We start from the raw sequence: 20,505 nt of genomic DNA, 5'->3' as shown, positions 1-20,505 counted from the left end.
TTTGGACACGCGCGACAGCGGCGAGGTCCGAACCGGAGAGCCGAAGTAGACACCGAATTTGGAGGGCCGGCAGTGAGCACCGAGCTGCGTCGTCTGCGCAACTACATCGACGGTGAGTTCCGGGACGCCGCCGACGGACGGACCACGGAGGTGGTCAACCCCGCCACGGGCGAGGCCTACGCGACCGCCCCCCTGTCCGGGCAGGCGGACGTCGACGCCGCCATGGCGGCCGCCGCCGCGGCCTTCCCGGCCTGGCGGGACCTGGTCCCGGCCGAGCGCCAGAAGGCCCTGCTGAAGATCGCGGACGCGTTCGAGGAGCGGGCCGAGGAACTGATCGCGGCCGAGGTGGAGAACACGGGCAAGCCCATCGGGCTGACCCGCTCCGAGGAGATCCCGCCGATGGTCGACCAGATCCGCTTCTTCGCGGGTGCGGCCCGGATGCTGGAGGGCCGCAGCGCCGGTGAGTACATGGAGGGCCTGACCTCCATGATCCGCCGCGAGCCGATCGGCGTCTGCGCGCAGGTCGCGCCGTGGAACTACCCGATGATGATGGCCGTGTGGAAGTTCGCCCCGGCCCTCGCCGCGGGCAACACGGTCGTCCTCAAGCCGTCCGACACCACCCCCGCCTCGACGGCCCTGATGGCCGACATCATCGGCTCGATCGTGCCCAAGGGCGTCTTCAACGTCGTCTGCGGCGACCGCGACACCGGCCGCCTGATGGTCGAGCACGAGACCCCGGCGATGGCGTCCATCACCGGCTCGGTGCGGGCCGGCATGTCGGTCGCCGAGTCGGCGTCCAAGGACCTCAAGCGGGTCCACCTGGAGCTCGGCGGCAAGGCGCCGGTCGTGGTCTTCGAGGACACCGACATCCCCAAGGCCGTCGAGGGCATCTCGGAGGCGGGCTACTTCAACGCCGGCCAGGACTGCACCGCCGCCACCCGCGTGCTGGTCCACGAGTCGGTCCACGACGAGTTCGTGAGCGCGCTCGCGAAGGCCGCGTCCGAGATCAAGACCGGTCAGCCGGACGACGAGGACGTCCTGTACGGCCCGCTCAACAACCCGAACCAGCTCGAGCAGGTCACCGGGTTCATCGAGCGCCTGCCCGCCCACGCCAAGGTCGAGGCGGGCGGCCACCGGGTCGGCGACAAGGGCTACTTCTACGCCCCGACCGTCGTCTCGGGCCTCAAGCAGGACGACGAGATCATCCAGAAGGAGGTCTTCGGCCCCGTCATCACCGTCCAGTCCTTCCGCGACGAAGACCAGGCGGTCGAGTGGGCCAACGGCGTCGAGTACGCCCTCGCCTCCTCCGTGTGGACCAAGGACCACGGCCGCGCCATGCGGATGTCCAAGCGGCTGGACTTCGGCTGCGTGTGGATCAACACCCACATCCCGCTGGTCGCCGAGATGCCGCACGGCGGCTTCAAGAAGTCCGGCTACGGCAAGGACCTGTCGGGCTACGGCTTCGAGGACTACACGCGGATCAAGCACGTGATGACGTCCCTGGACGCGTGACGGACCCGGCTCCACGTGTGCGGCCCCGGACGGGAACCCCCCCCGTCCGGGGCCGCGCCGCGTGCAGGGCGAAGGCGCGAACTCGCCCCGGTCGACAGGGTGTCGGGCCTGGCCGGGCCCGCTCGACGCAGCGTCGATTGTCCCGGTGAGCGCGGGCGCGGCATCCTGCGGCCATGCCCCCGCTCCCGAAGACGCCCGCGCTGTCCCTGTCCCGCCGTACCCTGCTGCGCGGCCTGGGCGGTTCCGCCGCGCTCGGCGCCCTGGCCGGCTGCGGAGTACCGGCCGCCTATGTCGCACCGGGTGACCGCGCCGCAACCGACCGATCTGCCACCGAGAGGCGGCTGACCTGGGCGAACTGGCCGCTGTACATCGACACCGACGACGAGCGTCCGAACCGGCGGCCCACGCTGGAGGGGTTCGAGAAGGAGTCGGGCATCTCCGTCGAGTACATCGAGGAGATCAACGACAACGACGAGTTCTTCGGCAAGATCAGCCCGTCCCTGATGAACCACCAGCCCATCGACCGCGACCTGATCGTCATCAGCGACTGGATGTGCGGCCGGTTCGTACGGCTCGGCTGGGTGCAGGAGATGGACCGCTCCCGCCAGCCGAACGTCATCGAGTACCTGGATCCGCTGCTGCGTTCGCCCGCCTTCGACCCGGGCCGGAAGTTCACCGTGCCCTGGCAGTCCGGCATCACCGGCATCGCCTACAACCGCCGCCGGCTCGGTCGGGAGGTCCGGCACGTCTCCGACCTGTGGGCGGACGACCTCAAAGGGCGGGTGACCCTGCTGTCCGGCATGGACGAGGCGTTCGCGCTGCTGATGCAGGGCAACGGCGTCGACATCACCGACTGGACGGCGGACGACTTCCACACGATGTGCGACCAGGTGGAGAAGCAGGTGGCCAAGGGCCAGGTCCGCCGCTTCACCGGCAACGACTACATCAAGGACCTCTCCAGCGGTGACGTCCTGGCCTGCCAGGCCTACTCCGGCGACGTGATCCAGCTCCAGGCGGACGACCCGGACATCGAGTTCGTCGTCCCCGAGGAGGGCGCCGAGCTGTGGTCGGAGTCCCTGATGATCCCCAACCTGGCCCGCCACAAGGCCAACGCCGAGCGGCTCATCGACTTCTACTACCAGCCGGAGGTCGCCGCCGAGCTGGCCGCGTGGGTCAACTACGTCTGCCCCGTCCCCGCCGCCCGGGACGTGCTCGCCTCCTCCGCCGACGAGGAGACCGCCGCGCTGGCCGAGGACCCGCTGATCTTCCCGGACGCGGCGATGCGCGAACGGCTCGCCATCGCGCGGGACATCGCGGCGGGGGAGCGGTCGGAGTTCGCGAAGCGGTGGAACGGGATCGTCGGCGTGTAGCAGACTGACCGTCGTGATGAATTCACCGGTCGATGAAAAGGTGGGTGCGGCTGTCACGCTCGGGCTGCTGGCCGCCTGGGCGCTGCACGACGCCGAGGAACTGGCGACCGTGCCGGGCTGGTGGCGGCGTGAGCTGCCCGCCTTGCGCGAGCGGTTCCCCACCGTGCCGGAGGCCGTGTGGCGGCGGGCCGGGTCGGTCGACGGGCGGGAGTTCGCGGTGGCGGTCGGGGCGATGGCCGCGCTCGTGGCCGCCGCGTCCGCCGCGGGACGGCTGACCGGCGGCCGGTCGGCGGCGTACCAGACCGCGCTGAACGCCTTCGGTCTGCACGGCCTGGTCCACCTCGCCCAGGCGGTGGCGGTACGCGGCTACACGCCCGGGTCCGCGACCTCGCCGCTCGTCGTCGTCCCGTTCACGCTCTGGGCCCGCCACCGGCTGCGCCGCGCCGGCGTCCTGCGCGCCACGCGCCCGCGCGACCTCGCCGTCGGGCTCGGCCTCGCGGCCGCGGCGACGGTCGGGGCGCACGCGGTGGCGCGGCGGCTGACGGGGCACGGCGCCTGACCGGGGGCTACTTCAGCGCGGCCATGGTGATCCCGTCGAGGACCGGCTTCGGACCCGCGCTCTTGGCGTCCGTGGAGTTGACCGAGCAGACGACGGTGCGGCTCAGGTCGCGGGTGCCGCCGATGAGGGCGCTGTAGCCGTAGCGGGACCCCGACTTGCCCCAGAAGATCTCGCCGTCGACGTCCTTGTACTCCAGCCCCGCGCTGCGCCGCGCGCCCGGAACGCCCGCCGGGGTCGTGAACATCTCCTCCAGCTCCGGCTTCGGCACGATTCTTCCCCGGAACAGCTTCGTGAGCAGCTTCTCCAGGTCGGCGGTGGTGGAGATCATGTCGCCGGCCGCCCAGCGGTCCGCCTGGTTCCACTCGGTCACGTCGAGCAGCCTCACCGTGCCGTCCGGCTGCTCCACCGCCTGGTAGCCCCGGTTGTGCGGGCCCCGGATGCGGGGGTCGGTACCGGGGAAGTACGTGTGGTGCATGCCGGCCGGGCGCAGGACCAGGCGCGTGGCCACGGAGGCGTACGAGTGCCCCGTCACCTTCTCGATCAGCAGGCCGAGGATCGTGTAGTTGATGTTCAGGTACTGCTGCCGCGTCCCCGGAGTGAAGTCCTCCGGTCCCTTGGCGATCGCCGACGCCGCGACCTCCTGCGGGCTGAGGGTCTCGAAGCGGTTGGCGTACACCTCCGCGAAGTCGTCGCCGAGACCGTCCCCCGGTTTGATGCCGCTGGTGTGGTTCAGCAGTTGGCGCACGCTGATCGGCTGCTCGAACTCCGGCGTGAACAGGTCGGGGAGGTAGCCCTGTACCGGTGCGTCCAGGTCGATCTCGTCCTGGGCCGCGAGCCGCAGGACGGTGGCGGCGGTGACGACCTTGGTGACCGAACCGGCCCGGAAGCGGGCATGGGGGTGTGCCGGCCGGACACCGGCCAGGTCGCGCACGCCCGCGCTGCCGTGCCAGTCGCCGTCGGGGTCGCCGACCCGCACGAGGGCGGCCGTGGCGTGCCGGTTCGGGACGACGGAGAGCTCGTCGCGCAGGGCCTTCCCGTCCGGCCCGTCCCGGTCGACGGAGCCGGTGGCCGTGGCGGACGGCGAGGCGAACGCCGGGGCCGCCAACGGACCGGCGGCCAGGGCGAGGACGAGGGAGGCGGCGAGGACGGAGGAGGTTCGGGCACGCATCGACTGCTCCAGGAAAAGGTGGCTGCGGCGGGAAGGATCGTTGATCATCCTTGTGCGCCGCGCCCCATGGCGGATCGTCGGTGAGTAGGGCGCCCGCCCCGTAGCCGGGATCAGGGAACGCCCTTATGGGAAAGGCGTGTTGTGCGGGGCATCCCTTACGGGGCCGGGACGGCCCCGCCGCCGTCGCGCAGCGCGCACAGCGTGTCGATGCGGTTGGTGGTGATCGAGTCGACGCCCAGCGCGATCAGCCGGCGCATGGAGCGCCGGGTGTCCGGGGTCCACACCGACAGCAGGCAGCCGTCGCCGTGGACCCGCTCGGCCAGGACCCTGTTCACCAGCCCGAACCGGTAGTTCAGCCACTTCGGCCGCACCGCCGCGAGCAGCGCGGGCCGCGGCGGTGCCGCCGTCGTCCAGGTCATGGCGATCTCGGCGGAGGGGTCGGCGGCGCGCACGGCGAGCATGGCCGCGGGGCCCGCCGTGTAGTACACGCGGTCCTGGGCCCCGCACGCCCGGACGACGTCCACGACGCGCCGCACCGCCCGCTCGCCCGGACCGCCCGGCAGGTCCAGCATCAGCCGGCTGCCGTCGGTCGCGGCAAGCGCCTCGGCGAGCGTCGGCACCCTGCCCGCCGTCAGCCCGCGCACCTCCTCGGCCGACAGGGACCGCAGCGGCCGGTCGTGCTGCCACAGCCGCTTCAGCGTCTCGTCGTGCAGCAGCACGGGCACGCCGTCGCGGGTGAGCCGTACGTCGGTCTCGACCGCGTCCGCGCCGCGGCCGAGCGCGGAGCGCAGCGAGTCGAGCGTGTTCTCGCGGTACCGGTACGGGTCGCCGCGGTGGGCCACGGCGGTCAGGTCGCGTGCGGGACTCATGGCGGGCACCCGGCTCAGGAGGCGAGCCAGGCGGAGGTGTACGTGTCGATCTCGTCCCTGATCCGCGCCTTGCCCGGCGCGTCCAGGAACGACGCCTCGACCGCGTTCTTCGCCAGGTCGGCGAGGCCCCGTTCGTCGAGGTCGAGGAGCCGGGCGGCGACGGCGTACTCGTTGTTGAGGTCGGTGCCGAACATCGGGGGGTCGTCGGAGTTGATCGTCACGATCACCCCGGCGCGTACGAACTCCTTGATCGGGTGCTCGTCCAGGGTGCGCACCGCGCGGGTGGCGATGTTGGAGGTCGGGCAGACCTCCAGGGGGATGCGGTGCTCGGCCAGGTGCGCCAGCAGCTTCGGGTCCTGGGCGGAGCTGGTGCCGTGCCCGATGCGCTCGGCACGCAGGTCGGTGAGCGCGTCCCACACCGTCTGCGGGCCGGTGGTCTCGCCGGCGTGCGGCACCGAGTGCAGCCCGGCGGCGATCGCGCGGTCGAAGTACGGCTTGAACTGCGGCCGGGCCACCCCGATCTCGGGCCCCCCGAGCCCGAAGGAGACCAGGCCCTCCGGGCGCAGCCGGTCGTCGGTGGCGAGCCGTGCCGTCTCCTCGGCGGACTCCAGACCGGCCTCGCCCGGGATGTCGAAGCACCAGCGCAGTACGGTCCCGAACTCGGACTCCGCCGCCTTGCGGGCGTCCTCGATCGCGTCCATGAAGGCGCCCTCGTCGATGCCGCGCCGGGTGGACGAGAACGGGGTGATGGTCAGCTCGGCGTACCGCACCTGCTGCCGGGCCATGTCCCGGGCCACCTCGTACGTCAGCAGCCGGACGTCCTCGGGGGTGCGGATCAGGTCGACGACGGACAGGTACACGTCGATGAAGTGCGCGAAGTCGGTGAAGGTGAAGTAGTCGACCAGGGCCTCGGGGTCGGTGGGGACCTTGGAGTCGGGGTGGCGCGCGGCCAGTTCCGAGACGATGCGCGGGGAGGCGGAGCCGACGTGGTGGACGTGCAGTTCGGCCTTGGGCAGCCCGGCGATGAAGGCGTGCAGATCGCGCGGAACGGCGGGGTCGACGAGGTGCTCGGTCAAGGGTTCCTCCCCGGAACGGCGCCCCGGGCCGCGCGGGCGGCGGCGGGACGCGGGTGATCGGCTGATCGGTGGTACGGGGATCATCGTAGGCCGGTCTCACGCCGGACGGGCGGGGCCCGTACCATGACGGGCACGATCGACCCAGGGGGACGGAAAATGACGGACGCGACACGGCCGGGCGGGGACTCAAACGGCGCCAACGATCCTTGGGCGCCCCCGGAGAGCAGGCCCTCGCTGGACAAGAACCGTGACGCCGCCACGGGAGTGCCGCAGCAGCCGGTCCCGCCCGCCGCCGGCGACGTGCCGCCCTGGCAGCCGCCGCCGTCCGCGCAGCCGCCGTCCGTGCACGACCAGGCCACCGTCGTCTCGATGCCCGCGGCCGGCTTCCCCCCGCCCGAGTCCGCGGTGCCGCCACCGCCGATCGCGCCCGGCGGTCCCGGTGTCCCGGGCGGGTACGGCTACCCCGCCTACCCCCAGGGCGGCTACGGCTGGGGCGCCGCCCCGCTGCCCCCGCAGAACGGCATGGGCACGGCTGCGATGGTGCTCGGCATCCTGGCCTGCTGCATGTTCTGCGCCTACGGCATCGTCTCGCTGGTGCTCGGCATCCTCGCCGTGGTGTTCGGCGTCAAGGGACGCCGCAAGGCCGAGCGCGGCGAGGCCAACAACCACGGACAGGCCCAGGCCGGCTTCATCATGGGCATCATCGGCATCGTCCTCGGCATCGCCGTGATGGCCCTGATCGCCGTCGGCATCATCGCCGCGATCAACGAGGACTCGGAGTACGAGGACCCCTACTACGGCGCCCCGCGCCCGGCGGCGGTCTCCGTGGCGGCCCAGGCGCAGGCGCAGGGCTGAGCAGCTGAGCGGCTGACGCCCGACGGCCCTCCCGCGGGCGTCAGCCGCCTTCGCGCAGCCGCTCCCGCGCCGCCATCAGCGCGAACCCCAGCAGATTCGGCCCCCGCCACCGCTCCGGGTCCGTCGCCGCCTCGTCGTCCGCGGCCAGGCCGATGCCCCACACCCGGTCCACGGGGCTCGCCTCCACCAGCACCCGGTCGCCCGTGTTCAGCAGGAACCCGCGCAGCCCGGGGTCCGAGGCGAACTTGTGGACGCCGCCCTCGACGACGATCGAGAAGCGCTCCCGCTCCCACACCGCCTCGTCGAAGCCGCGCACCAGCCGCCCGGCCTTTTTGGCCTCGGCCGGATGCTCCGCCGCCAGCACCCGGCGCTCCGCCTCCGCGTCGCCGAAGAGCCTGGCCTTGCCCGCCATCATCCAGTGCTCGGCGGTCGCGTACTCCACCCCCGCGACGGTGAACGGCGACGGCCACCACTGGCTCAGACAGCTCGGGCCGATCCGGCCGTCGGGGCGCGGCCGGTGGCCCCAGAAGCAGAGGTACTTGATCCGCTCGCCGGCCCGGACCCGCCCGACCAGCGCCTCTCTGCTGTGCCCCGTGATCTTCTCCATGCACGCGAGTCTGGCACGCGCCACTGACACTCCGTCCGGCCTTTTCCGTGGCGACTCGACACCTGGTCGACAGATTCCGTCGCGTAACCAAATGGCAACAACGGAATCACTTGTTGGAGGCCTAGTGCTCTGTCAGGATCGGCACTCACATCGAGCCTGAGCCACGCCGGCCCCCGCCATGGGGAGACCGAGGAGAGCCGACATGCACAACCCGGGCAACGACACCCCGGACCGATTCCCGGCCCAGGACCGCTTCGCGGACGGCGCCCAGTACATCGCGGGCCGTCTGACGAAGGGCACCTCCGGACGCACGCACACCGTCGTCGACCCGGCGACGGGCGAAGAGGTCCTGACCTACGCACTCGCCGGTCCCGACGACGTCGACGCGGCCGTCGCCGCCGCGCGGGAGGCGTTCCCCGGCTGGGCCGGCGCCACCCCGGGCGAGCGCTCCGACGCCCTGCACCGGTTCGCCGCCGTCCTCGCCGACCGCGCCGAGGAATTCGCCCGCGCGGAGTCGCTGCAGTGCGGGAAGCCGCTGAAGCTGACCCGCGAGTTCGACGTGCCGGGCAGCATCGACAACGCGGCCTTCTTCGCCGGCGCCGCCCGGCACCTCCAGGGCCAGTCGGCGGGGGAGTACTCCGGCGACCACACCTCGTACGTGCGCCGCGAGCCGATCGGCGTCGTCGGGTCCATCGCGCCCTGGAACTACCCCCTCCAGATGGCCGCCTGGAAGATCCTCCCGGCGATCGCCGCGGGCAACACCATCGTGCTGAAGCCCGCCGAGATCACCCCGCTGACCTCTCTGATGTTCGCCCAGGCCGCCACCGAGGCCGGCATCCCGGACGGCGTCATCAACATCGTCACCGGCACGGGCAGGGAGGCGGGCGAGCACCTCGTCGGCCACCCGGACGTCGCCATGACCTCCTTCACCGGCTCCACCGCCGTCGGCAAGCGCGTCGCCGAGGTCGCCACCGCCACCGTCAAGCGCCTCCACCTGGAGCTCGGCGGCAAGGCGCCCTTCCTCGTCTTCGACGACGCCGACCTCGACGCCGCCGTCCACGGCGCGGTCGCGGGCGCCCTCATCAACACCGGCCAGGACTGCACGGCCGCCACGCGCGCGTACGTACAGCGGCCCCTGTACGACGCGTTCGTCGAGAAGACCGCCGCCCTCATGGACACCGTCCGCGTCGGCGACCCCTTCGCCCCGGGCACCGACCTCGGCCCGCTGGTCAGCCACGTCCAGCGGGACCGCGTCGCCGGCTTCGTCGACCGGGCTCGCTCCTACGCGCGCGTGGTGTGCGGCGGCGCGGCACCGCAGGGCGAACTGAAGGACGGCGCCTACTACCGGCCGACCCTCATCGCCGACGCGGCGCAGGACAGCGAGGTCGTCCAGTCCGAGATCTTCGGGCCGGTCCTGGTCGTCCTGCCCTTCGACACCGACGACGAGGGCATCAGGCTGGCCAACGACACGCCGTACGGGCTCGCCGCCTCCGCCTGGAGCCGGGACGTGTACCGCGCGAACCGCGCCACCCGCGAGATCAAGGCGGGCTGCGTGTGGGTCAACGACCACATCCCGATCATCAGCGAGATGCCGCACGGCGGGTACCAGGCGTCCGGCTTCGGCAAGGACATGTCCGCCTACTCCTTCGAGGAGTACACGCAGGTCAAGCACGTCATGTTCGACAACACCGCGGTGGCGGCCAAGGACTGGCACCGCACCGTCTTCGGGGACCGATAGTCACGACGAGAGGCCGCCGACCACGGCCGACCCACCCGAAAGGGCAACCACGCGCATGGAGCAGTACGAGCCCGACCGCCTGTCGCCGGCCCAAGTGGCCGCCATGCGGCGCAGTTTCACCAGCGGCAGGGCCGCCCTCACCCGCCGCTCACTGCTGCGCGCCTCCGCGGGCGGCGCGCTCGCGGTCGGCGGACTCGGCACGCTGAGCGCCTGCGGCATCCCGCCGGCCGGCAAGACCGAGGGCGGCGTGTCCTCCGACGACCGGTCCAAGGAGGAGAAGGAGGTCTCCTTCTCCAACTGGACCGAGTACATGGACGTCGACGAGAGCGGCCGGCGGCACCCGACGCTGGAGGCGTTCACCAGACGCACCGGCATCAAGGTCAAGTACACCGAGGACATCAACGACAACAGCGAGTTCTTCGGCAAGATCCAGCCGCAGCTCTCGGCGGGCCAGGAGACCGGGCGCGACATCATCGTGCTCACCGACTGGCTCGCCGCCCGGCTGATCCGCCTGGGCTGGGTCCAGAAACTGGACCCGGCCAACCTGCCGCACGCCTTTGCCAACCTGTCGCCGCAGTTCCGCAACCCGGACTGGGACCCGGGCCGCGCCTACTCGTATCCCTGGCAGGGCATCGCGACCGTCATCGCCTACAACAAGAAGGCGCTGGACGGCGTCGAGGTGAAGTCGGTCTCCGACCTGCTCGACAACCCGAAGCTCAAGGGGCGGGTCGGGTTCCTCACCGAGATGCGCGACACCGTCGGCATGACGCTGCTCGACATGGGCAAGGACCCGGCCCGCTTCTCCGACGACGACTACGACGCGGCGATCGCCCGGCTCCAGAAGGGCGTCGACAGCGGCCAGATACGCCGCTTCACCGGCAACGACTACACCGCCGACATCAGCAAGGGCGACTTCGCGGCCTGTCTGGCCTGGGCCGGGGACGTCGTCCAGCTCAAGGCGGACAACCCGGACGTCGACTTCGTCATCCCGGACAGCGGCTACATCACGTCCAGCGACAACATGCTGGTCCCCAACAAGGCGCGCCACAAGACCAACGCCGAGCGGCTCATGGACTACTACTACGAGCCGGGGCCCGCCGCACAGCTCGCCGCCTACATCAACTTCGTCTGTCCCGTGGACGGGGTGAAGGACGAGCTCGCGAAGATCGACGCGGACGCGGCGAACAACCCGCTGATCATTCCCGACCAGGCCATGCAGGCCCTCTCCCGCGCCTTCCGCTCACTGAGCCAGAAGGAAGAGACGGCCTACGAAGAGAAGTTCGCGAAGCTCACTGGGGCGTGACGACGATGAAGACCACCACAGACTCGACGGAGCACGGCGGGGACGTCCGCCTCTCCGGCATCAGCAAGACCTACGGCTCCTTCACCGCCGTGCACCCGCTCGACCTGACCGTGCCCCAGGGCTCCTTCTTCGCCCTGCTCGGCGCCTCCGGCTGCGGCAAGACCACCACCCTGCGCATGATCGCCGGACTGGAGGAGCCCAGCAGCGGCACCGTCCACCTCGGCGACCAGGACGTGACCGCGCTGCCACCGTACAAACGGCCGGTCAACACGGTCTTCCAGTCCTACGCCCTCTTCCCGCACCTCGACATCTTCGAGAACGTCGCCTTCGGCCTGCGCCGGCGCGGCATCAAGAGCGTGAAGAAGCAGGTCGGGGAGATGCTCGACCTGGTCCAGCTCGGCGAGCAGGCCCGCAAGAAGCCGCACCAGCTCTCCGGCGGCCAGCAGCAGCGCGTCGCGGTGGCCCGCGCCCTGATCAACCACCCCAAGGTGCTGCTCCTCGACGAACCGCTCGGGGCCCTCGACCTCAAGCTGCGCCGCCAGATGCAGCTGGAGCTCAAGCGCATCCAGACCGAGGTCGGCATCACCTTCGTGCACGTCACCCACGACCAGGAGGAGGCCATGACCATGGCCGACCAGGTCGCCGTGATGAACGGGGGCCGCGTCGAGCAGCTGGGCGCCCCCGCCGACCTGTACGAGAACCCGCGGACCACGTTCGTCGCCAACTTCCTCGGCACCTCCAACCTCATCGAGGCCGAGGTCGACACCCGCAGCGGCGACGACGTCGTCGTGAAGGCGGCCGGCGACAAGCTCGTCCTGCCCCGCGCCCGCTGCTCCGCGCCCTCCCAGGCCGGCGACAAGGTACTGGTCGGAGTGCGCCCCGAGAAGATCAGCATCGCCCACGCCGACGAGGCCGGCTCCATCCCCGAGGGCCGCAACCGCATCACCGGCAAGATCAGCAGCACCAGTTTCATCGGCGTCTCCACGCAGTACGTCGTGGACTGCGCGGCCTGCCCCGAGTTCGAGGTGTACGCCCAGAACATCGACCGCGACGCCCGCCTCGCCCCCGGCGCCGACGTCGTCCTGCACTGGAACCCGGCGCACACCTTCGGCCTCGACGCGGCCCAGGACATCGACGCCGGTGTGGCCGAGGGCGAGGCCGCCTGATGTCCACCCTCACCGAGGCGCCACCGCCGCTCTCCCCGCCCGCCCCGGAACAGAAGCCCCCGCGCAAGCGGGGCCGCTGGACGCCGTACTGGCTGCTGCTGCCCGGCATCCTGTGGCTGGTCGTCTTCTTCGCGGCGCCGATGGTCTACCAGGCCTCCACGTCCGTGCAGACGGGCTCGCTGGAGGAGGGCTACAAGGTCACCTGGCACTTCGTGACCTACTGGGACGCGGTGTCCGAGTACTGGCCGCAGTTCCTGCGCTCGGTCGCCTACGCCGCCTCCGCCACCGTGCTGTGCCTGCTGCTCGGCTACCCGCTCGCCTACCTGATCGCCTTCCGCGCGGGCCGCTGGCGGAACCTGATCATGATCCTGGTGATCGCGCCGTTCTTCACCAGCTTCCTGATCCGCACCCTGGCCTGGAAGACGATCCTCGCGGACGGCGGCCCGGTCGTCGGCGTCCTGAACACCCTGCACGTCCTGGACGTCACCAGCTGGCTCGGCTGGACGGCCGGCGACCGCGTGCTGGCCACACCGCTCGCGGTGGTCTGCGGTCTGACGTACAACTTCCTCCCCTTCATGATCCTTCCGCTGTACACGTCGCTGGAGCGCATCGACGGACGGCTGCACGAGGCGGCGGGCGACCTGTACGCGAAGCCCTCCACGGTCTTCCGCAAGGTCACCTTCCCGCTGTCGATGCCCGGTGTCGTCTCCGGCACCCTGCTGACCTTCATCCCGGCCACCGGTGACTACGTCAACGCCTCCCTGCTGGGATCGGCGGACACCGGAATGATCGGCAACGTCATCCAGTCCCAGTTCCTGCGGGTGCTGGACTATCCGACGGCGGCGGCGCTCTCCTTCGTCCTGATGGCCGCGATCCTCGCCATGGTCACCTTCTACATCCGCAAGTCCGGCACGGAGGATCTGGTTTAGATGGCCTTCGTAAACTGGCTCAAGCGCAATCTGGTCGTCATCGCCGGACTGCTGACGCTCGCCTATCTCCTGCTGCCCAATGTCATCGTCACGATTTTCTCGTTCAACAAACCGAACGGGCGCTTCAACTACGAATGGCAGCAGTTCTCCACGGACGCCTGGAAGGACCCCTGCGGCGTCTCCGGACTGTGCGGCTCCCTGTCGATCAGTCTCCAGATCGCCCTCTGGGCGACGCTGGGCGCCACCGCGCTGGGCACGGCGATCGCCTTCGCGCTGGTCCGCTACCGCTTCCGGGCGCGCGGCGCGATCAACTCGCTGATCTTCCTGCCGATGGCGATGCCCGAGGTCGTGATGGCCGCCTCGCTGCTCACCCTGTTCCTCAACATGGGTGCCCGGCTGGGCTTCTGGACGATCCTGATCGCCCACATCATGTTCTGCCTCAGCTTCGTCGTGACGGCCGTCAAGGCACGCGTGATGTCGATGGACCCGAGGCTGGAACAGGCCGCGCAGGACCTGTACGCCGGTCCCTTCCAGACCTTCGTCCGGGTGACGCTGCCCATCGCCGCCCCCGGAATCGCCGCCGGCGCGCTGCTCGCCTTCGCCCTCTCCTTCGACGATTTCATCATCACCAATTTCAACGCGGGCTCCACCGTCACTTTCCCCATGTTCGTGTGGGGATCGGCCCAGCGTGGCACGCCCGTCCAGATCAATGTGATCGGTACGGCCATGTTCGTGATCGCCGTACTGTTCGTCCTGGCCTCCATGGTCATCGGCAACCGCCGAAACCGCCGCAAGGCATAAAGCACATCTGTGTATTCGTAGGGAGTTGAAATCATGGCCCCGAGCGCCATGAGCCGCAGCAACGACTGGACGAAATCCCTCTCCGACGCCCAGCCGGTCCCGTACTGGCTGGACGACCCCGGCCGCCCCCGCCCGCAGCCCGCGCTCACCGGCCCCGAGACCTGCGACCTGCTGGTCGTCGGCGGCGGGTACAGCGGACTGTGGACCGCGCTGATCGCCAAGGAGCGCGACCCGGGGCGGGACGTGGTGCTGCTGGAGGGCCGCGAGGTGGGCTGGGCCGCCTCCGGCCGCAACGGCGGCTTCTGCGCCGCGTCCCTCACCCACGGCCTCTCCAACGGACTCACCCGCTGGCCCGACGAGATCCACCAGCTGGAGGAGCTGGGCGTCCGCAACCTCGACGCCATCGAGGAGGCGGTCGCCCGCCACTCCCTGGACTGCGAGTTCGAGCGCACCGGCGAGATCGACGTGGCGACCGAGGAGTACCAGGCCCGGGAGCTGAAGGACTGGTATGAGGAGATCAGCGGCAAGGGCCTGGCCGACGGCGTCGAGTACCTGGACGCCGAGGCCGTACGGGAACAGGTCGACTCCCCGACCTTCCGCGCCGGACTGTGGGACCGCCGGGGCGTGGCCATGGTCAACCCCGCCAAGCTCGCCTGGGGCCTCAAGCGCGCCTGCCTCGACCTCGGCGTCCGCGTCCACGAGAACACCCCGGCGCTGACCCTGCGGCAGTACGGCGCCGGCATGGCCGTACGCACCCCGTACGGCGGCGTCCGCGCCCGCACGGTCGCGCTCGGCACCAACATCTTCCCGAACCTGGTCAAGCGGGTGCGCTCGTACACCGTCCCGGTCTACGACTACGCCCTGATGACCGAGCCGCTCACCGACGCGCAACTGGACTCGATCGGCTGGAAGAACCGGCAGGGCCTCGGCGACAGCGCCAACCAGTTCCACTACTTCCGGCTGTCCTCCGACAACCGGATCCTGTGGGGCGGCTACGACGCCATCTACCCCTACGGCGGCCGGGTGCGCGCCGAGTACGACGACCGACCGGAGACCTACGCCAAGCTCGCCGGGCACTTCTTCACCTGCTTCCCGCAGCTGGAGGGTGTCCGCTTCACCCACGCCTGGGGCGGCGCGATCGACACCTGCTCCCGCTTCTCGGCGTTCTTCGGCACCGCCCACCAGGGGAAGGTGGCGTACGCGGCCGGGTACACCGGCCTGGGCGTGGGCGCGACCCGGTTCGGCGCCGAGGTGATGCTCGACCTGCTGTCGGGGGAGCGCACCGAGCGCACCGAACTGGAGATGGTCCGCAGGAAGCCGCTGCCGTTCCCGCCCGAGCCCTTCGCCTGGACCGGCATCGCGCTCACCAAGTGGTCGCTGGCCCGCGCGGACGCGCACGACGGCCGGCGCAACCTGTGGCTGCGGACCATGGACAGGCTGGGGCTCGGCTTCGACAGCTGAACCCGGGGGCGGGTGTGACCCGGTTCACCCCGACGAGGCGCCACAACCGGCGTAATGCACGCCGGAGACCTCCCTCTCCCTCGTGACGCACCCCGCGTCCACGAGTGAGAGGGAGGTCTTCATATGCCTGGTGCGAAGACGGCGGTCGCGTGGCTGGCATCCGTCGCACCGGATCCCGAGTCCTGCCGGCGGGAGTGGGAGCGCAACCCCCTCGGGGTCGCGCTGCTGCCCGCCGGCAAGGCCTGGGACGTGCTCATCGTGCCGAGCCGGCTCGGCTATCCGACCCTCGACGTGCTCTCCCGCGTCCTGGACCAACCGGGCCCGGTGCTGGTCGACTTCGGCGACGCGCGCACGGGCTTCTTCGTGCCGGCCGGCACGGCGGCCCGCTGGCTCGGCACCGGGGTCCGCACGGCCGGGCTCGGCACCTGGATCGTGGTGCCGTACCCCGGAGGTGTGCCGTCCGGTGGCGTCCGCTGGCTGATCCCGCCCGACGGGACCGGCACCCTCACCGATCCGTCGCTGCTCGAACTGGCCATGCACGAGGCGGCGGCGGCTCTCGCGGTGGAGGACGGCGGCGGGTGAGGTGCGCGAGGGGTTGACAACGGAATTGGTCTGGACCAAGTTGGGCGCGCTCCACCCTCCCCATCTCCCCCATGTCCGGAGGCACTTGTGGAACGCTCCAGACCGTTCGCCCGTCGCCCGCTCATCACCCTGCTCACCGCCGCCGCGCTCGCCGCGTCCGGCATGACCGCGCTCTCGTCGGCCGCCCGTGCGGCCGACGCGGACCTCGCCCGCAACGGCGGCTTCGAGTCCGGCCTCGACGGCTGGACCTGCACGGCGGGCAAGACGGTGACCGCGCCCGTCCACGGCGGCACCGCCGCCCTCGAGGCCACCCCGGCCGGCGCCGACAACGCCCGCTGCGCGCAGACGGTGACCGTGAAACCGGACTCCCAGTACACGCTGACCGGCCACGTGCGCGGCACCTACGTCTACCTCGGCGCGAGCGGCACCGGCACCACCGACGTCTCCACCTGGGCCCAGTCGGCCCCCGACTGGCAGCGGCTCACGACCGGCTTCCGCACCGGCCCGTCCACCACCCGGGTCACCATCTACACCCACGGCTGGTACGGCACCGGCGCCTACCACGCCGACGACATCTCGCTGACCGGCCCGGGAGGGGAGACGGGACAGCCCCCGGCGGCCCCCGACGGCCTGGCGACCGGCTCGGTCACCTCCACCAGCGTCGCCCTGTCCTGGTCGCCCGTCCCGGGCGCGACGAGCTACGCCGTCTACCGTGACGGCACCAAGGTCCGCACCGTCACCGGCACCTCCACGACCGTCACCGGCCTGACGCCCTCGACGGCGTACGCCTTCCAGGTCGCGGCCGTCAACGACGCCGGGGAGTCCGCGCGCTCGGCCACGGTCACCGCGACCACCGCCGAGCAGTCGGACGGCGGCGGCTCCGACCTCCCGGCCCACGCCCTGGTCGGCTACCTCCACGCCAGCTTCGCCAACGGCTCCGGCTACACGCGCCTCGCCGACGTACCCGACAGCTGGGACGTCATCGACCTCGCCTTCGGCGAGCCCACCTCGGTCACCTCCGGCGACATCCGCTTCGAGCGCTGCCCGGTCACCGAGTGCCCGAACGTGGAGTCCGACGCCGAGTTCAAGGCGGCGATCGAGGCCAAGCAGGCGGCCGGCAAGAAGGTGCTGATCTCCATCGGCGGTCAGAACGGCCAGGTGCAGCTCACCACCACCGCCGCCCGCGACAAGTTCGTCTCGTCCGTCTCCGCGATCATCGACGAGTACGGCCTCGACGGCCTCGACATCGACTTCGAGGGCCACTCGCTGTCCCTGAACGCCGACGACACCGACTTCAAGAACCCGACCACCCCGGTCATCGTCAACCTCATCTCGGCCCTGAAGACGCTGAAGGCCCAGTACGGCGACGACTTCGTGCTGACGATGGCCCCCGAGACCTTCTTCGTCCAGCTCGGCTACCAGTACTACGGCACCGGCAAGTGGGGCGGCCAGGACCCGAGGGCGGGCGCCTACCTGCCCGTCATCCACGCCCTGCGCGACGACCTGACCCTGCTGCACGTCCAGGACTACAACTCGGGCCCGATCATGGGCCTGGACAACCAGTACCACTCCATGGGCGGCGCCGACTTCCACATCGCCATGACCGACATGCTCCTCACCGGCTTCCCCGTCGCGGGCGACACGGCCAACGTCTTCCCGCCCCTGCGCCCGGACCAGGTCGCCATCGGCATGCCCGCCTCCACCAACGCGGGCAACGGCCACGTCCCCCCGGCCGAGGTGAACAAGGCGCTGAACTGCCTGACCAAGAAGACGGACTGCGGCTCGTACGAGACCCACGGCACCTGGCCGGCCCTGCGCGGCCTGATGACGTGGTCGATCAACTGGGACCGTTACTCGAACTGGGAGTTCCAGAAGAACTTCGACGCGTACTTCGGGTGACCGGCGGCGCGGTGCGGCCGGCCGTCAGCGCGACCCCGGCCAGCAGCACCGCGCCCAGACACCAGCTCGCCACCACGTCCAGCGGCCAGTGGTAGCCGCGGCGCACCAGCCCGTAGGAGGCGCCGAGGACGAGGGCCGCGCACAGCGCCACCAGCACCCGGCGGGCGGCCGGCGAGCGCAGCAGCGGCAGGAGCAGCAGCGTCGCCGCGCCGTACGCGACGACCGCGGTCGCCGTGTGGCCGGAGGGGTAGTAGCCGACGGCCGGCGGCACCGCCGGCGTGCCAGGGCGGTCGGTCCACGCCTTCAGCGGGGCGACCAGCGCCGGCACCAGGGCCATCGCCACCGCCCCGGCCAGCGGAGGCAGCCACCAGCGGTGCACACCATGGGCGCGCCCGTGCCACGCGACGTACGCCAGCGCGAGGGCGAGGACGGGCACGGCCACCGGCACGTTGCCGAGGTCGGCCAGCAGCTCGGAAAGCCGGTCGGGGTGGACGAGCGCCCTGCTCAGCCGCTCGTCCACGCCGATCAGCGGGCCGTCGGCGAGGACCTGCCAGGTGATCAGCGCGAAGAGGAGGACGGGCAGCGCGAGGAGGGCGGGCAGCGCGCGAGGTGGGGAGACCGGCATGACGCCCAGCTTCGCAGGCCCGCCGGACGCACCGAAGGGCCGGCACAAGGGGGGGAGTGTGCCGGCCCTTCGGTGAACCACCGTCCCGGGTGCCGAGGCGGCCGTCCTGACCGGAACGCCGCGCGCCCCGGGGGGTTTGGGGCGGGCGACCGTCCGATCGGTGAGGAGACCCGGAACCCGCGGGTTCCGGTTGTGTGCGCGAGGCACGACCAGGTCGAAGCTGGGGAGGCCTCGTCCTGAGATCCGCCCACAGTCCCCTGTGGGCGGGTGTATCTCTCATCTGCGTAGAACCTACGGCAGGGGGTGGGCCGAGGACAGGGCCATAGGCGTCCTGCCATCCACCCCGCACACGTTCTTCACACGCTCTGCGGTTCGCCGCGCCAGGCGTGCGAAACGCAGCTCAGATGCGCGTTCGGGTCCTCGCGCACGTGCGCGCCCGGCGCCCTTCCCGGGGTGCTCGCTCAGACGCGGGCGAAGGCCTGCTCGATGATGTCGAGGCCCTCGTTGAGCAGGTCCTCGCCGATCACCAGCGGGGGCAGGAAGCGCAGCACGTTGCCGTAGGTGCCACAGGTCAGGACCAGCAGGCCCTCGGCGTGGCAGGCCTTGGCCAGCGCGGCGGTCGCCTCCGGGTTCGGCTCCTTGGTGGCACGGTCCTTGACCAGCTCGACGGCGATCATCGCGCCGCGGCCCCGGACGTCGCCGATCACGTCGAACTTCTCGGCCATGGCGGACAGGCGCGCCTTCATGAGCGCCTCGATGTTCTTCGCCCTGGCGTTGAGGTCCAGCTCCTTCATCGTCTCGATGGCGCCGAGCGCACCCGCGCAGGCCACCGGGTTGCCGCCGTAGGTGCCGCCGAGGCCGCCCGCGTGCGCGGCGTCCATGATCTCGGCGCGGCCGGTGACGGCGGCGAGCGGCAGACCGCCCGCGATGCCCTTCGCAGTGGTGATCAGGTCCGGGACGATGCCCTCGTCCTCGCAGGCGAACCACTGGCCGGTGCGGCAGAAGCCGGACTGGATCTCGTCGGCGACGAAGACGATGCCGTTGTCGGCGGCGAACTGGCGGACCGCGGGCAGGAAGCCCTTGGCCGGCTCGATGAAGCCGCCCTCGCCGAGCACCGGCTCGATGATGATCGCGGCCACGTTCTCCGCGCCGACCTGCTTGCTGATCTGCTCGATCGCCTGGGCGGCGGCCTCCGGGCCGGCGTTCTCGGCGCCGGTCGGCCAGCGGTAGCCGTAGGCGACCGGGACGCGGTACACCTCGGGCGCGAAGGGACCGAAGCCGTGCTTGTACGGCATGTTCTTCGCGGTCAGCGCCATGGTGAGGTTGGTGCGGCCGTGGTAGCCGTGGTCGAAGACGACCACCGCCTGCCGCTTGGTGTACGCACGCGCGATCTTGACGGCGTTCTCGACCGCCTCGGCGCCGCTGTTGAACAGCGCCGACTTCTTGGCGTGGTCGCCCGGCGTCAGCTCGGCCAGCGCCTCGGCGACGGCGACGTAGCCCTCGTACGGCGTCACCATGAAGCAGGTGTGGGTGAAGTCGGCGAGCTGCGCGGACGCCTTGCGTACGACGGCCTCGGCGGAGGCGCCGACGGAGGTCACGGCGATGCCGGAACCGAAGTCGATCAGGCGGTTGCCGTCGACGTCCTCGATGACGCCGCCGCCGGCGCGGGTGACGAACACCGGAAGCGTGGAGCCCACACCCTGCGCGACCACGGCCGTGCGGCGGGCCTGCAGCTCCTGCGACTTCGGGCCGGGGATGGCGGTGACGACGCGGCGCTCCTGCTCAAGTGCGGTCATGGGGGCTCCTGGGTCTTGCGCGATCTGCGGGATCTTACGGACGCTTGCCTTCTTTTCTCGCAGGCTAGGACCGGGACGGGGGAGCGGGCATGCTCCATGTGGGCGTTGTCCGCGGTGTCCGTTGTCCGTGATGGACATGTGGCGGACACGGCGGCCTGTGGACACGTCGGCGCGGGCTCGGCCGCGTAA

General features: G+C 71.1%; 18 protein-coding genes. 12 read left to right on the top strand and 6 right to left on the bottom strand.

Annotation, left to right across the window (positions count from 1 at the left end):
- Positions 1-72: 72 nt before the first annotated feature.
- The 3 genes from AMK11_RS31605 (at position 73) to AMK11_RS31595 (ending at position 3,441) form a co-directional block, all read left to right on the top strand.
- Positions 73-1,512 (top strand): gamma-aminobutyraldehyde dehydrogenase, encoded by a 1,440-nt coding sequence (locus tag AMK11_RS31605; RefSeq protein ID WP_073731557.1) that lies wholly within the window; start codon positions 73-75, stop codon positions 1,510-1,512.
- 173 nt (positions 1,513-1,685) lie between these two features.
- Positions 1,686-2,882, top strand: coding sequence for an extracellular solute-binding protein (locus tag AMK11_RS31600; RefSeq protein ID WP_073731556.1), 1,197 nt, complete (start codon positions 1,686-1,688; stop codon positions 2,880-2,882).
- 16 nt (positions 2,883-2,898) lie between these two features.
- Entirely contained in the window at positions 2,899-3,441 is a 543-nt protein-coding gene (locus AMK11_RS31595) for an HXXEE domain-containing protein (protein ID WP_241847121.1), read from the top strand.
- A gap of 7 nt (positions 3,442-3,448) precedes the next feature.
- Here the strand turns inward: AMK11_RS31595 and AMK11_RS31590 are convergent, their stop codons facing one another.
- The 3 genes from AMK11_RS31590 to AMK11_RS31580 form a co-directional block, all read right to left on the bottom strand.
- Positions 3,449-4,609, bottom strand: coding sequence for a serine hydrolase domain-containing protein (locus tag AMK11_RS31590; protein ID WP_073731554.1), 1,161 nt, complete (start codon positions 4,607-4,609; stop codon positions 3,449-3,451).
- Positions 4,610-4,764: 155 nt separating this feature from the next.
- A complete protein-coding gene (locus AMK11_RS31585; RefSeq protein ID WP_073731553.1) occupies positions 4,765-5,478 on the bottom strand; it encodes a glycerophosphodiester phosphodiesterase in 714 nt (237 codons plus the stop codon).
- 14 nt (positions 5,479-5,492) lie between these two features.
- Positions 5,493-6,554 carry an adenosine deaminase gene (locus AMK11_RS31580; RefSeq protein ID WP_073731552.1) on the bottom strand — a complete coding sequence of 354 codons (1,062 nt, stop codon included), beginning with the start codon at positions 6,552-6,554 and terminating at the stop codon, positions 5,493-5,495.
- A gap of 156 nt (positions 6,555-6,710) precedes the next feature.
- Between AMK11_RS31580 and AMK11_RS31575 the strand changes: the two genes are divergently transcribed.
- Positions 6,711-7,409, top strand: a complete 699-nt coding sequence (locus AMK11_RS31575; RefSeq protein WP_073731551.1) for a DUF4190 domain-containing protein — start codon at positions 6,711-6,713, stop codon at positions 7,407-7,409.
- A gap of 40 nt (positions 7,410-7,449) precedes the next feature.
- On the opposite strand, the gene AMK11_RS31570 is transcribed toward AMK11_RS31575, so the two are convergent.
- A complete protein-coding gene (locus AMK11_RS31570) occupies positions 7,450-8,016 on the bottom strand; it encodes an NADAR family protein (RefSeq protein WP_198941506.1) in 567 nt (188 codons plus the stop codon).
- 202 nt (positions 8,017-8,218) lie between these two features.
- Between AMK11_RS31570 and AMK11_RS31565 the strand changes: the two genes are divergently transcribed.
- The 8 genes from AMK11_RS31565 to AMK11_RS31530 all read left to right on the top strand — a co-directional run bounded on the left by AMK11_RS31565 (position 8,219) and on the right by AMK11_RS31530 (position 17,895).
- Positions 8,219-9,754, top strand: coding sequence for a gamma-aminobutyraldehyde dehydrogenase (locus tag AMK11_RS31565; RefSeq protein WP_073731549.1), 1,536 nt, complete (start codon positions 8,219-8,221; stop codon positions 9,752-9,754).
- 55 nt (positions 9,755-9,809) lie between these two features.
- Entirely contained in the window at positions 9,810-11,057 is a 1,248-nt protein-coding gene (locus AMK11_RS31560) for a polyamine ABC transporter substrate-binding protein (protein ID WP_073731548.1), read from the top strand.
- Between the two features lie 5 nt (positions 11,058-11,062).
- Positions 11,063-12,223: an ABC transporter ATP-binding protein gene (locus AMK11_RS31555; RefSeq protein WP_107429766.1), complete on the top strand. Its 1,161-nt coding sequence runs from the start codon at positions 11,063-11,065 to the stop codon at positions 12,221-12,223.
- The gene (locus AMK11_RS31550) at positions 12,223-13,152 is read left to right on the top strand and encodes an ABC transporter permease (RefSeq protein WP_073731546.1); all 930 of its coding nucleotides are present in this window, start codon (positions 12,223-12,225) and stop codon (positions 13,150-13,152) included. The genes AMK11_RS31555 and AMK11_RS31550 overlap by 1 nt, the downstream gene beginning before the upstream one ends.
- Positions 13,153-13,953, top strand: a complete 801-nt coding sequence (locus tag AMK11_RS31545; RefSeq protein ID WP_073731545.1) for an ABC transporter permease — start codon at positions 13,153-13,155, stop codon at positions 13,951-13,953.
- 33 nt (positions 13,954-13,986) lie between these two features.
- Positions 13,987-15,414, top strand: a complete 1,428-nt coding sequence (locus AMK11_RS31540) for an NAD(P)/FAD-dependent oxidoreductase (protein WP_073731544.1) — start codon at positions 13,987-13,989, stop codon at positions 15,412-15,414.
- A 123-nt stretch (positions 15,415-15,537) separates the two neighbouring features.
- Positions 15,538-15,996, top strand: a complete 459-nt coding sequence (locus tag AMK11_RS31535; RefSeq protein WP_073731543.1) for a hypothetical protein — start codon at positions 15,538-15,540, stop codon at positions 15,994-15,996.
- 87 nt (positions 15,997-16,083) lie between these two features.
- Positions 16,084-17,895 carry a chitinase gene (locus AMK11_RS31530; RefSeq protein ID WP_073731542.1) on the top strand — a complete coding sequence of 604 codons (1,812 nt, stop codon included), beginning with the start codon at positions 16,084-16,086 and terminating at the stop codon, positions 17,893-17,895.
- Here the strand turns inward: AMK11_RS31530 and AMK11_RS31525 are convergent.
- Positions 17,834-18,520 (bottom strand): phosphatase PAP2 family protein, encoded by a 687-nt coding sequence (locus tag AMK11_RS31525; RefSeq protein WP_073731541.1) that lies wholly within the window; start codon positions 18,518-18,520, stop codon positions 17,834-17,836. The genes AMK11_RS31530 and AMK11_RS31525 overlap by 62 nt on opposite strands.
- Positions 18,521-18,981: 461 nt before the next feature.
- Complete coding sequence (gene gabT / locus AMK11_RS31520; RefSeq protein ID WP_073731540.1) at positions 18,982-20,316, bottom strand: 4-aminobutyrate--2-oxoglutarate transaminase; 1,335 nt, start codon at positions 20,314-20,316, stop codon at positions 18,982-18,984.
- Positions 20,317-20,505: the final 189 nt, after the last annotated feature.

This window comes from Streptomyces sp. CB02414, from assembly GCF_001905385.1.
In the GTDB taxonomy this organism is placed as follows: Bacteria; Actinomycetota; Actinomycetes; order Streptomycetales; family Streptomycetaceae; genus Streptomyces.
The sequence above is the reverse complement of the archived record's forward strand: the minus strand, read 5'-3'. Positions and strand labels throughout refer to the sequence as shown.

Excerpts from the sequence above, each read along its gene's own strand:
- AMK11_RS31600 (WP_073731556.1), top strand. The coding sequence starts at position 1,686 with ATGCCCCCGCTCCCGAAGACGCCCGCGCTGTCCCTGTCCCGCCGTACC.
- AMK11_RS31595 (WP_241847121.1), top strand. The coding sequence starts at position 2,899 with ATGAATTCACCGGTCGATGAAAAGGTGGGTGCGGCTGTCACGCTCGGG.
- AMK11_RS31590 (WP_073731554.1), bottom strand. The coding sequence starts at position 4,609 with ATGCGTGCCCGAACCTCCTCCGTCCTCGCCGCCTCCCTCGTCCTCGCC.
- AMK11_RS31585 (WP_073731553.1), bottom strand. The coding sequence starts at position 5,478 with ATGAGTCCCGCACGCGACCTGACCGCCGTGGCCCACCGCGGCGACCCG.
- AMK11_RS31575 (WP_073731551.1), top strand. The coding sequence starts at position 6,711 with ATGACGGACGCGACACGGCCGGGCGGGGACTCAAACGGCGCCAACGAT.
- AMK11_RS31570 (WP_198941506.1), bottom strand. The coding sequence starts at position 8,016 with ATGGAGAAGATCACGGGGCACAGCAGAGAGGCGCTGGTCGGGCGGGTC.
- AMK11_RS31565 (WP_073731549.1), top strand. The coding sequence starts at position 8,219 with ATGCACAACCCGGGCAACGACACCCCGGACCGATTCCCGGCCCAGGAC.
- AMK11_RS31560 (WP_073731548.1), top strand. The coding sequence starts at position 9,810 with ATGGAGCAGTACGAGCCCGACCGCCTGTCGCCGGCCCAAGTGGCCGCC.
- AMK11_RS31555 (WP_107429766.1), top strand. The coding sequence starts at position 11,063 with ATGAAGACCACCACAGACTCGACGGAGCACGGCGGGGACGTCCGCCTC.
- AMK11_RS31550 (WP_073731546.1), top strand. The coding sequence starts at position 12,223 with ATGTCCACCCTCACCGAGGCGCCACCGCCGCTCTCCCCGCCCGCCCCG.
- AMK11_RS31545 (WP_073731545.1), top strand. The coding sequence starts at position 13,153 with ATGGCCTTCGTAAACTGGCTCAAGCGCAATCTGGTCGTCATCGCCGGA.
- AMK11_RS31540 (WP_073731544.1), top strand. The coding sequence starts at position 13,987 with ATGGCCCCGAGCGCCATGAGCCGCAGCAACGACTGGACGAAATCCCTC.
- AMK11_RS31535 (WP_073731543.1), top strand. The coding sequence starts at position 15,538 with ATGCCTGGTGCGAAGACGGCGGTCGCGTGGCTGGCATCCGTCGCACCG.
- AMK11_RS31525 (WP_073731541.1), bottom strand. The coding sequence starts at position 18,520 with ATGCCGGTCTCCCCACCTCGCGCGCTGCCCGCCCTCCTCGCGCTGCCC.
- gabT (WP_073731540.1), bottom strand. The coding sequence starts at position 20,316 with ATGACCGCACTTGAGCAGGAGCGCCGCGTCGTCACCGCCATCCCCGGC.